A 12,263-nucleotide genomic window follows, 5' to 3' on the forward strand; every position below is an offset into this window, starting at 1 on the left:
AAAACGAATATCATGATAAAGAATTATTTAAAAATCGCCTGGAGAAACCTTGTAAAGAACAAGGCCTATTCGATAATCAACGTTGGTGGATTGGCTCTTGGAATGGCGGTTACCTTGATTATTGGCCTCTGGTTGGCGGATGAGCTCTCACACGACAACTATTTCTCCCAAAAAGATAGGATGGCCCAGGTGCTCCAATCCCAGACCTTTAATCAAAATGTGGGAACGGGGCCTGCTATTCCGCGTCCATTGGAAAAAGCGCTGCGCGATGGTTACATGGACAATTTCAAATACTTGATTATGTCCTCTTGGACCAACGATCTATATCTAAAGTTCAATGAGACCAGTATTTCTAGACCAGGGAATTTTATGCAACGTGAAGCCCCGGAATATTTGGAACTGGAAATCTTGAAGGGTGAAAAGGATGGTCTTCGGGAGATAAATTCCATCATGCTTTCCGAATCAACCGCTGAAGCCCTTTTTGGCAAGCAAGACCCCATTGGTAAAGTGGTTAAAGCAAGTAATCAGTACGATTTAATGGTCACTGGGGTCTTCAAGGACCTTCCGTATAACAACTCGTTTAGGGATATTGACTATCTAATCCCATGGGACAAATACGTTTCCATTCAGGAATGGGTCAAAAATGCTGAGGATAACTGGGGAAACAACTCTTTTCAGATGTTTGTTCAACTGGCCGATAATGTAAGCATGGACCAAGTGTCCAGCATCATCAAAGATGTAAAGAAGGACTTGAATGAGGATACCGCTGAGTTTAACCCACAACTCTTTTTGTTGCCGATGAAGGATTGGTACCTGAGGAGCAATTTTGAAAATGGCAAACAAGTAGGCGGCAGGATCAAGTATGTTTGGTTGTTTGGTGTCATCGGGGCCTTCGTGCTCCTGTTGGCTTGTATAAACTTTATGAACCTCAGCACCGCCAGATCGGAAAAACGGGCCAAGGAAGTAGGGATACGAAAATCTATCGGCTCGCAGCGCAACCAATTGATCAATCAATTTTTGAGCGAATCTTTCCTAGTGGTCCTTTTTGCCTTTCTAATGGCCATATTCATTGTGGTTTTGTCGCTCACCGGGTTTAACGAATTGGCTCGTAAGGAAATTGACTTCCCATGGGCGTCAACAAAATTCTGGTTGGTCTCCTTGGGCTTTGTACTATTCACATCGCTTTTGGCGGGCAGTTATCCAGCCCTGTACCTATCATCCTTCAGGCCTGTTGATGTATTAAAGGGCACCTATCAGTCTGGCAAATATTCCGGTTTGCCAAGAAAAATATTGGTGGTACTTCAATTTACCGTCTCTGTGGCCTTTATCATTGGAACCGTAATTGTAATGCAGCAAATCAACTTTGCCAAAAACAGACCTGTGGGTTATGATCGGGAAGGATTGATCCAAATTCCAACATTTAGTCAAGATTTCTCGGGAAAAACAGATTTAATGCGAACCGAATTTCTAAACTCTGGTGCAATCGTAGAAATGTCAACCTCCAGTAGTCCCACAACAAGAATTTGGTCCAACAGAAGCGGATATACCTGGGAGGGCAAACCTGAAGGTTTTCAAGAAGATCTTGCCTGGACCGAGGTATCGCCCGAATATGCAAAATCCCTCAATCTTAAAATTGTCGAGGGCAGGGATTTCTCAAGGGAATTTGCCTCTGATTCAATGGCGGTCCTGATCAATGAAACCGCAAAAAGATACTTGGGTATGGAAAACCCCGTAGGTATGCTTTTAAAAGACGATGACACAGAAGATCCCGACCCACCATTAAAAATTATTGGGGTGGTGGAAGATATGATTGCCCAATCTCCGTATGAGCCTGTAAAGCAAGGCATGTATGTATTTGATCGCTTTGACAATTTCAGCTATTACAATATGCGATTGAATCCTAACCAGAGTGCTAGCCGGAATATTGCGGTAATAGAACAAGTATTCAAGGAGCATTTTCCAGATATCCCGTTCGAATATGATTTTGTTGATGCGGAATATGCAGAAAAATTTGCCGCCGAAGAACGCGTGGGTACCCTATCGGGTATTTTTACTGCCTTGGCGATTCTGATAAGCTGTCTTGGCTTGTTTGGACTCACCTCCTTCGTGGCTGAACAGCGTACCAAGGAAATTGGAGTGCGAAAGGTGTTGGGTGCCTCGGTCTTTAATGTTTGGAATATGCTTTCCAAAGACTTTTTAAAACTGGTCACCATATCCTGTTTTATAGCCGTGCCCATATCCTACTATGTAATGAACGGGTGGCTGCAGGAGTACCCCTATCGGGTCATCCTCAAATGGTGGATATTCGCCTTGGCCATGATCGGTGCCCTTGGTATCACCATGCTAACAGTTAGTTTTCAAGCCATAAAAGCTGCACGTTCCAACCCTATTAAAAGTTTGAGAACGGAATAAAAACTTGCCTTGAGCTTCTTGCTTCCGAAGTCGAAGGGTCAATCAAAAAATGACGAACCATGTTAAGGAGTTATTTAAAAATCGCTTGGCGGAACCTCTCAAAAAACAAATCCTTTACGATTATCAATATCGGAGGTTTGGCTTTGGGTATGGCTGTGACCCTAATGATAGCCCTTTGGATTGAGGATGAGCTTACCTTCAACGATGGTTTTGAGCATTCGGATAGAATCGCCCAGGTGTTGGCAAACAGGACCTTTAATGGTCAAACCGATACAAATTGGACCATGGCCAGGCCGCTGGAATTTGTTTTGCGAGATCAATACTCCGACAACTTCGATCATATCGTCATGTGCAAAAACTGGGTCCCCCAATACTTGGAATACAACGGAAAGAAAATTTCCAAAACGGGAAATTTCATGCAAAGGGGAGCGCCTGAAATGCTCAGCCTAACAATGGTTGGGGGAGAAAAAGATGGATTGCGCGATATGAACTCCATAATGCTCGATGAATCTACGGCACATGCGCTTTTTGGGTCGGAAAATCCAATTGGCAAAACCATAGAGATCAATGGAGAATTCGGTGTTAGGGTTTCCGGGGTTTATTCGGATTTGCCCTATAACAGTTCCTTTCATGGCATGCGTTTTTTAATGCCTTTGGAACGGTTTATTGCCTCTAGGGAGTGGGCGCGGAACGTTATTAGCGATTGGGGAAATCATTCTTTTAGTCTCTTTGTGCAGATTGCGGACAATACCACATTTTCCAACGTGTCATCCAAGATTAAGAATGTTGAAAAGGACCAACACACCGAAGCGCAGTTCAACCCTGAATTGTTCCTGTTTCCGATGAAGGACTGGCATTTGCGCAGTCAATTTAAAGGGGGAAAGCAGGCCGGAGGCAGAATAACCTATGTATGGCTTTTTGGGATTATCGGAGTTTTTGTATTGCTTTTGGCCTGTATCAATTTCATGAACCTCAGCACGGCACGCTCCGAAAAGCGATCCAAAGAAGTGGGTATACGAAAATCCATTGGCTCCCATCGTAGCCAGCTCATTAAACAGTTTTTGGGGGAATCCTTTTTGGTGGTCATGTTCGCATTTGCGAGTGCATTGTTGCTTGTACATCTTTCGTTGGACAGCTTTAACGACCTGGCCCAAAAGGAAATATCATTCCCATGGCACGAACCGCTATTTTGGGTTGCCTCATCAATGTTCATTTTACTGACAGCCTTGTTGGCCGGAAGTTATCCCGCAATGTACTTGTCGTCGTTTAAGCCAGTCGAGGTCCTTAAAGGCACCTTCAGGGCCGGGAAAAATGCTACCACCCCAAGAAAGGTGTTGGTGGTATTTCAATTTTCTGTATCCATGGCTTTCATCATTGGAACGGTTATCGTCGCACAACAAATAAACCACGCCAAAAACCGACCCTCTGGGTATGACAAGAAGGGATTGGTTCAATTACCGGTAATGAGCAAAGAGTTTGCTGGAAAACAAGATTTGTTTCGGGATGAACTACTCGCTTCAGGAGGTATAACCGAGATGTCAACTTCAAGTAGTCCCACTACAGGGGTTTGGTCCACCTGGGGAGGTTTTGTTTGGGAAGGGCAACCGGATAATTTCCAAGTGGATATGGCTTGGACCTGGGTTTCCCCTGAATATGTGGAATCCCTAAATCTGGATATCGTCCATGGGCGGGATTTTTCCAGGACAATGGCCACGGATTCCATGACAATCTTGATCAATAGGACTGCCATGGATTATATGGGCCTTCCCGATCCCGTGGGCAAGCATATTTGGTTTCCTACGGACAACGGTCCACAATTTAAAATGAAAATCATCGGGGTGGTGGAAGATGTCATAGCGCAATCTCCGTATGAACCAGTGAAACAGAGCATTTATGCTTATGATCGGGCCAATAATGCGAGTTTTTACAATCTTAGGCTTAATCCAGCCCATAGCACTGCTGAGAATTTGGCCAGTATTGAAATGGTTTTCAAACAACATTTTCCTCAACTGCCCTTTGAATATCAATTCGTTGATGAGGAATATGGGAAAAAATTTGCGTCCGAAGAACGCATCGGGATGCTATCTGGAGTTTTTACCGGATTGGCCATTTTAATAAGCTGCCTCGGATTATTTGGCCTAGCTTCCTATGTAGCGGAACAGCGCACCAAGGAAATCGGCATTAGAAAAGTATTGGGGGCATCAGTATTCAATGTATGGAAAATGCTCTCAAATGGCTTTCTAAAACTAATCGTTTTGTCCAGCCTAATTGCAATTCCCATTTCGTATTACATTATGGATGGATGGCTACAGGAATTTACCTATCGCATTATCCTGAAATGGTGGATTTTTGCCTTAGCGATGCTCGGCGCCATAGTGATTACTATACTCACCATTAGTTTTCAGGCCATAAAGGCGGCAAGATCTAATCCCATAAAAAGTTTAAGAACCGAATAGCTACCAATGCCGTGATATAACTCATCATTAATCAAAAAAAGAACACTCATCATGATTAAGAACTATGTGAAAATCGCCTGGAGGAACTTTGTCCAGCACAAGTGGTACTCCTTTTTGAACATTGGTGGCCTGGCCACGGGTATGGCCTGTAGCATTCTTATCCTATTATGGGTCCAGAATGAATCCAGCTATGATTCCTTTCACGCCAATGCCAACGAAATATTCCGGCTCACCGCAAAGGCCAACGAGGACTTTCACGCTGCTGTGAGTCCAGCAGGTATGATCTTGGAACTTCCAGAGGAAATGCCTGAAATAGAATCCGGCCTTTTGATGACGAAGCCCTTTGACGCCCTGGTGGAGGTTAACGGTCAAAAATTCAAAGAAGGCGCCTTTTATTTCGCGGAGGAAAATTTCTTGGATTTCTTCACCTTTCCATTAATCGCCGGGGACTCCAAAACGGCCATGGAACAACCTAATGGGATCTTGATAACAGAGACCATGGCAAAAAAGTACTTTGGCAACGATCAAGCTTTGGGCAAAACCATGAAGATCAACAACGAAGAGACTTTTCAGGTTACGGGAGTATTGGCAGACGTTCCATCCAACTCACACTTGCAGTTTAAGGCTATCTTACCGATCGGCCACATTGCCAAAACAGACCAAGACCTGATCAACAAGGTGTGGGATAGTTTTGATTATTATGGCTATTTCCATTTTGAAAAAGATGCCGTTGCATCCGTAGAGGCCCTAGCGAACACCGAAGACAAAATCAATAATATTTATGCTGAGCGCATGCCAGAATTTGAAATTGATTTCAGTTTGCAGGCGTTAACGGATATCCATTTACATTCCTCCAATTTGCAAATCGATATCCCAGGGCATGGGAACAGTCAGTACGTGAGTATCTTTCTTCTCGTGGCCTTTATTATTTTGGTCGTTGCCTGCATTAATTATATGAATTTGGCTACGGCCCGATCCTCTAGAAGGGCCAGGGAAGTGGGGCTCCGTAAAGTAATTGGGGCCGATCGTCGGCAGCTGGTCTTTCAGTTTTTGAGCGAGTCCCTTATCGTTTCCTTTTTTTCCTTGATCCTTGCCGTTGGATTGGTTTATGTATTGCTGCCCTTGTTCAATGATCTTGCTCAAAAGGAGTTGGTCTTTCGGATAGGAAACCCCATGGTTTGGACAACCCTGATTGCCATTGCACTTGCCAGTGGGCTTGTTTCGGGCAGTTATCCTGCCCTGTTTTTATCGGGCTTCAAGCCGGTAAAAGTTTTAAAGGGCCGCTTAAAGCTCTCTAAACACAATCTCTACTTCCGAAATGGCTTGGTTGTTTCACAGTTTGCAGTTTCTGTGCTCCTCTTGGTTGGGACCATTGTAATTTTTAAACAATTGAACTTTATTAAGGACAAGAATCTTGGTTATAACAAATCCAACCTTATTTACATCCCAATGGAGGGAGAAATGTGGGGCAAGCAAGAGGCCTTACAAGCTGCCTTGGCCGAAAATAGGTTCACGAACGATTTTTCCATAGTATCGGATCTTCCAGCGAGTTTGGTCACGGGTGATTTCGACATAAGCTGGGAGGGTAAGGATCCCGAACAGCAAGTCCTATTTCCAAATATTGCCACCGATGAAAATTTCTTGGATGTTTTTCAAATGACACTAAAAAATGGAAGGGGTTTTTCCAAAAATTCATTTGAAAACAATGACTATCTGGTAAACGAAACCGCTGCGAAGCTCATGGGAATGGATCTTAGGAACATTGTGGGACAAAAACTCTCCTTCCGGGGCAAAAGTGGAACTGTAATTGGGGTTATTCAGGACTTTAATTTTAAGCCCTTGCAATATGCCATTGAGCCATTAATTGTTTGGCATAGCGAAAGAGGCGCCATTACAGTGGTAAGGACCACTCCCCAAGACACCGAACAAACCATAGCGGCCCTAGAGGAAATTTATAGCACCTTGAACCCGGCCTATCCCTTGGTCTATAATTTTATGGATGCCAATTTGGATGCCCAATATAGGGGGGAACAGCAAATGGGGGCCATTTTCAATGTATTTGCCTTATTGGCAATTTTTATTTCGTGTATGGGTCTTTATGGGCTGTCGGCTTTTATGGCGGAACAGCGTTTTAAGGAAATTGGAATCCGAAAAGTCTTGGGCGCAAGTGCCCTAAGAATGGTGAACATGCTTTCCAAGGATTTTCTTAAGCTTGTTTTCATCGCGTTTATTGTCGCCATTCCACTAGCTTGGTATGGAATGGACCGCTGGCTCCAAGAATTCGCCTTTCATATTGAGATACAATGGTGGATGTTTGTGGCCGCTGGGATGATCGTGCTGGTCGTGGCCTTGTCCACGGTGAGCTATCAAAGTCTAAGAGCCTCTTTATCCAGTCCGATAAAAAGTTTACGAACAGAATAGAAATTAAAAACAAAGACATGCTTTTACAACTCAACAATATTTTTAAATGGGTCAACTCGGGAGGCCAGCGGATTTTTTTGTTAAAGGACATTAATCTTGAGGTCCAGGAGGGTGAATTTATCTCGGTGATGGGGCCCTCAGGCTCTGGTAAATCCACCTTGCTCAACGTTATTGGCATGTTGGATGGTTTTGAGGAGGGCGAATATACCTTCTTGGATGAACCTGTTCACAGCCTAAAAGAAAAGCATCGGGCCAATCTGTACAAGGAATACATTGGGTTTGTGTTCCAACAATACCATTTATTGGATGATCTAACCGTCCAGGAAAATTTGGAAATGCCCTTATTGTATAAAAAAATCAAGGGTACGGAACGAAAAGCTATGGTGGCCGATATGCTAGATCGCTTTAATATTGTTGGGAAAAAGGATTTATTCCCAGCACAATTGAGCGGAGGTCAACAACAGCTGGTGGGTATTGCCCGGGCACTTATTTCAAGTCCTAAACTGATCTTGGCCGATGAGCCAACCGGAAATTTGAACTCTTCACAAGGGGAGGAAATCATGGCATTGTTCAAACAATTGAATGACGAGGGCGTTACGATAATTCAGGTGACACATTCCGAGAAAAATGCAGCTTATGGTTCCAGAATCATCAACTTATTGGATGGCCGGATGATTTGAAAATAGAAACAGGCAGAATACACTTATCTATCTGGGAAAGCACGGAAAAAACAAGAGTCCTATGCCAATTCCGCAAGATCTTTTCCGACCAAGCTACCCAAAGCAACGCCCATTCCGCCTAATCGAACTCCACAATAGATATTGTTGGAAACTGGTTTAACAATGGGGGATTTCTGCTTCCCTACGCCCATGATACCGCTCCACCGTTGTGCAATTTCCACTTTTTTATCCGGGAGAATAACTGTGGTGAGCAGTTTCTCAAGTTGGTCTTGTATGTTTTTGGTTTGACCAAATGCAGTGGTTTCTTCAGCCTTCACGTCCAAGTTTCTGCCTCCCCCAAAAAGTATGCGGTCATCGATATTTCTAAAATAGTAGTACCCCTCGTCAAAATGAAATGTCCCTTGGATGTTAAGGTTTTTTATGGGCTTCGTAATCAGTACTTGGGCGCGGGCCGGAGTTACTTTTTCTTCAGGTAAGAGTTTTGAGGCAAAGCCATTGGTGGCCACAAAAACTTTGTTGCTGCTGAACTCAAAATCTGCTGTTTTAATGGCTACTCCCGAAATCTGTTCCGATAATCCTTCAACGGCAATCCCGTTTAAAACGTGAATGCTTTTTTTCAGGCACTTTTGCAGCAGGGCGTTCATCATTTTCCCAGTATCCAACTGCCCTTCAAAACGGTGCGAAATGTACTCTGATTTAATTTGCCCAAAACCAAATGTATTGTTCGTCCTAACGAATGGTTCCTGGCCAAAAATAGGCGCTAGCAGTTCGTTCATGCTTTTCATGGCATCCACACAGTTCTGGAACAAGGGAAGATTGTTTTCCAAAAAAAGCTCGTGCCCCCCATGAATTTCAAATCCAAGGGCGTCGTCCCCAATGGTTTTACGAAGTAACTGAATGCCCTGATATCTCTTTTTAACCAAGGCAAAGACTTCGTCCTCGGTATGTGATTTTAGATCGGACAGCACTTCGGAAATGCTACCAAAACATGCAAATCCAGCATTTTTTGTGCTAGCTCCCTGGGGCAATGTTCCTTTTTCCAAAACCAAGATTTTACTTTTGGGATATTTTTCCCTTAGGGACAGGGCACAATTAAGTCCCACAATCCCACTCCCCACAATGGTAAAATCCACCTTGGAAAACCACGATTTATATTCCCAATAACTAAGTTGCACGGCCCCTACTGTTTGATGCGAATTTCACAAATTTTCTCGAATCGTTTCTATCTGTTTTTCTGGGTTAATCGGAAAAACACCAAACCTTGATGTAAATAATAAACCCCGATGTACATCGGGGTTTATCTTAATCTTGATATTTTGGGTCTATCTCAAAATCCTCCATGAACTTGGTGGTGTAATTCCCCGCCAAGTAATCTGGATGCTCCATAAGCTGTCTATGGAATGGGATTGTGGTCTTTACTCCCTCTATCACAAATTCGTCCAATGCCCTTCGCATTTTGTTAATGGCCTCTTCCCTAGTTTGGGCCGTGGTTATCAACTTTGCGATCATGGAATCGTAATTCGGCGGAATTTTATAACCACTGTATACATGGGTGTCCAAACGAATTCCATGGCCTCCCGGAGTGTGTAAGGTGGTAATAACCCCCGGTGATGGTCTAAAGTCGTTATATGGATCTTCTGCATTGATCCTACACTCGATGGAATGCAATTTTGGAAAGTAGTTCTTTCCCGAAATTGGAACCCCACCAGCAACCAAAATCTGCTCCCTGATCAAATCGTAATCGACAACTTGTTCGGTAATGGGATGCTCCACCTGGATACGGGTGTTCATTTCCATGAAGTAAAAATTTCGGTGCTTATCCACCAAAAATTCCACGGTTCCCGCGCCCTCATATTTGATGAACTCAGCGGCTTTAACTGCTGCTTTCCCCATTTCTTCCCGAAGGGAGTCTGTCATAAATGGAGATGGTGTCTCTTCCGTCAACTTTTGGTGTCGACGTTGCACGGAACAGTCCCGCTCAGATAGGTGACAGGCTTTGCCAAATTGGTCTCCGACTACCTGAATTTCGATATGGCGAGGCTCCTCGATAAGCTTCTCCATGTACATTCCGCCATTACCAAAAGCTGCTGTTGCCTCTTGTACCGCACTTTCAAAGTTGGGCTCCATTTCTTCTTCGGACCAAATGGCACGCATTCCCTTACCTCCACCACCAGCGGTGGCTTTGATCATTACCGGATACCCCATTTTCTTGGCAATCTTCTTGGCCTCATCCACATCTTTCAACAGACCCTCCGAACCTGGAATGGTGGGTACTCCCGCTTTTTTCATGGTTTCCTTGGCCGTGGCCTTGTCCCCCATTCTATCAATTTGGTCTCCAGAAGCACCGATAAATTTAATCTCGTGCTCTGCACAAATCTTTGAGAACTTGGAGTTTTCTGAAAGGAATCCGTAACCTGGATGAATCGCATCGGCATTGGTAATCTCCGCAGCAGCAATAATGTTTGGGATTTTCAAATATGATTCATGGCTGGGTGCCGGACCTATACAAACGGCCTCATCTGCAAACCGAACGTGGAGGCTTTCCTCATCTGCCTTAGAATAGACTGCTACGGTCTTAATCCCCATTTCCTTGCAGGTTCGTATAATTCGAAGGGCAATTTCTCCCCTATTTGCAATCAATACCTTTTTAAACATAATACCTTGAATTTTCAATGCTCAAATTCCAAATGCCAAAGCGTTTATTGGTATTTGGAGCTTGGGTATTGTGATTTAAACTAAGATGGGTCGACCAAGAACAAAGGCTGGTCAAATTCGACAGGTGAAGAATCTTCCACCAATACCTTGACAATTTTACCGGATACTTCAGATTCAATATCATTGAATAGCTTCATAGCCTCGATCACACATAGTACATCGCCTTGGCTAATGGTACTACCCACCTCAACAAAGGCAGGTTTGTCCGGAGCAGGTTTTCTATAGAATGTTCCAATAATTGGAGACTTTATGGTGATGTACTTCGAATCGTCAGCTGCAGACTCTGGTGAACTAGCTGCCGGAGCCGGAGCTTCGGGTGCTGCTGGTGCAGGGGCCACAGGCATGGCAGGGGCCTGCGCCATAGGTATCTGTTGAACAATGGTGGTCTCTGGTGTAGCACTGCTGCTTCCGGTCCTGATGGTGATTTTTACGTCTTCCATCTCCAACTTTACTTCGCTGGCGCCGGACTTGGCTACGAACTTGATTAAACTTTGAATTTCCTTAATGTCCATGGAATATGATTTAGTTAGTTGTGCTATTTTATGAATTATACGCCCATTTTAGGTAAATGGACCCCCAGGTAAACCCGCCTCCAAAAGCGGCAAATATCAAATTGTCGCCTTTCTTCAATTGCTTTTCGTAATCGTGTAACAAGAGTGGTAAGGTGGCTGAGGTGGTATTACCGTATTTATGAATGTTGATCATTACTTTGTCCCGTTCCAAGCCCATTCTATTGGCCGTCGCGTCAATAATCCGCTTGTTGGCCTGATGGGGCACCAACCAGTTCACGTCCTCATGGGTAAGCCCGTTGCGATCCATGATCAGGGCCGAAACATCGGCCATGTTAGATACTGCAAACTTGAATACGGATTTCCCATCTTGGAACACAAAATGTTGTTTGTTCTTGACGGTTTCTTCCGATGCGGGCAAAATAGAGCCCCCTGCTTCAATTTTCAAAAACTGACGCCCAACCCCGTCTGTTCGTAGGTATTCATCTTGTAGTCCAAGACCATCTTCGTTGGGCTCAAACAGCACCGCTCCGGCTCCATCGCCAAAAATTATACAGGTTGTTCGGTCGGTATAGTCAATAATAGAGGACATTTTATCCGCCCCTATCAACAGAACTTTTTTATATTTCCCAGACTCTATATAGCTGGATGCTGTGGACATCCCATAAAGAAAACTGGAACAGGCCGCCTGAAGGTCGTAGGAGAAAGCGTTGGTTGCACCAATCTCGGAAGCCACGAAAGCTGCAGTGGCCGCTACAGGTAGATCCGGGGTGGCAGTGGCGACCAAGACAAAATCTATTTCCTTGGGGTCCAAACCACTTTTATTCATCAAATCCTGAGCTGCTTTTATGGCCATGAATGAAGTGCCTTGGTTCTCCTCTTTTAGAATCCTGCGCTCTTTGATACCTGTTCTGGTGGTAATCCATTCGTCGTTGGTGTCCACCATGGTTTCCAACACCTTGTTGGACAAAACAAAATCGGGAACATATCCTCCCACAGCTGTGATGGCAGCTCTTGTTTTTTTCATATTAGTGTCTTTTTTTGTCAAAAACGTTCAAATTTGACCCAAA

At 44.1% G+C, this 12,263-nt stretch carries 8 protein-coding genes; 4 read left to right on the forward strand and 4 right to left on the reverse strand.

The window, feature by feature from the left end; translation table 11 throughout:
• Nucleotides 1–12 precede the first annotated feature (12 nt).
• The 4 genes from M3P07_RS08630 to M3P07_RS08645 are packed head-to-tail and all read left to right on the forward strand — an operon-like array spanning nucleotide 13 to nucleotide 7,969.
• Nucleotides 13–2,412 (forward strand): ABC transporter permease, encoded by a 2,400-nt coding sequence (locus M3P07_RS08630; protein WP_249969504.1) that lies wholly within the window; start codon nucleotides 13–15, stop codon nucleotides 2,410–2,412.
• Nucleotides 2,413–2,471: 59 nt separating this feature from the next.
• Nucleotides 2,472–4,868, forward strand: a complete 2,397-nt coding sequence (locus M3P07_RS08635; protein WP_249969505.1) for an FtsX-like permease family protein — start codon at nucleotides 2,472–2,474, stop codon at nucleotides 4,866–4,868.
• Between the two features lie 51 nt (nucleotides 4,869–4,919).
• Nucleotides 4,920–7,289 (forward strand): ABC transporter permease, encoded by a 2,370-nt coding sequence (locus M3P07_RS08640; protein ID WP_249969506.1) that lies wholly within the window; start codon nucleotides 4,920–4,922, stop codon nucleotides 7,287–7,289.
• 17 nt (nucleotides 7,290–7,306) lie between these two features.
• Nucleotides 7,307–7,969, forward strand: a complete 663-nt coding sequence (locus tag M3P07_RS08645) for an ABC transporter ATP-binding protein (RefSeq protein WP_249969507.1) — start codon at nucleotides 7,307–7,309, stop codon at nucleotides 7,967–7,969.
• A gap of 59 nt (nucleotides 7,970–8,028) precedes the next feature.
• Here the strand turns inward: M3P07_RS08645 and M3P07_RS08650 are convergent, their stop codons facing one another.
• The 4 genes from M3P07_RS08650 to M3P07_RS08665 all read right to left on the reverse strand — a co-directional run bounded on the left by M3P07_RS08650 (nucleotide 8,029) and on the right by M3P07_RS08665 (nucleotide 12,220).
• Nucleotides 8,029–9,144, reverse strand: coding sequence for an NAD(P)/FAD-dependent oxidoreductase (locus tag M3P07_RS08650; protein WP_249969508.1), 1,116 nt, complete (start codon nucleotides 9,142–9,144; stop codon nucleotides 8,029–8,031).
• 127 nt (nucleotides 9,145–9,271) lie between these two features.
• Nucleotides 9,272–10,624: an acetyl-CoA carboxylase biotin carboxylase subunit gene (gene accC, locus M3P07_RS08655; protein ID WP_249969509.1), complete on the reverse strand. Its 1,353-nt coding sequence runs from the start codon at nucleotides 10,622–10,624 to the stop codon at nucleotides 9,272–9,274.
• Nucleotides 10,625–10,704: 80 nt separating this feature from the next.
• Complete coding sequence (gene accB / locus M3P07_RS08660; RefSeq protein ID WP_249969510.1) at nucleotides 10,705–11,196, reverse strand: acetyl-CoA carboxylase biotin carboxyl carrier protein; 492 nt, start codon at nucleotides 11,194–11,196, stop codon at nucleotides 10,705–10,707.
• 28 nt (nucleotides 11,197–11,224) lie between these two features.
• Complete coding sequence (locus M3P07_RS08665; RefSeq protein WP_249969511.1) at nucleotides 11,225–12,220, reverse strand: beta-ketoacyl-ACP synthase III; 996 nt, start codon at nucleotides 12,218–12,220, stop codon at nucleotides 11,225–11,227.
• Nucleotides 12,221–12,263: the final 43 nt, after the last annotated feature.

Origin of the sequence: Flagellimonas myxillae (assembly GCF_023502235.1) — a bacterium.
Classification (GTDB): domain Bacteria; phylum Bacteroidota; class Bacteroidia; order Flavobacteriales; family Flavobacteriaceae; genus Flagellimonas; species Flagellimonas myxillae.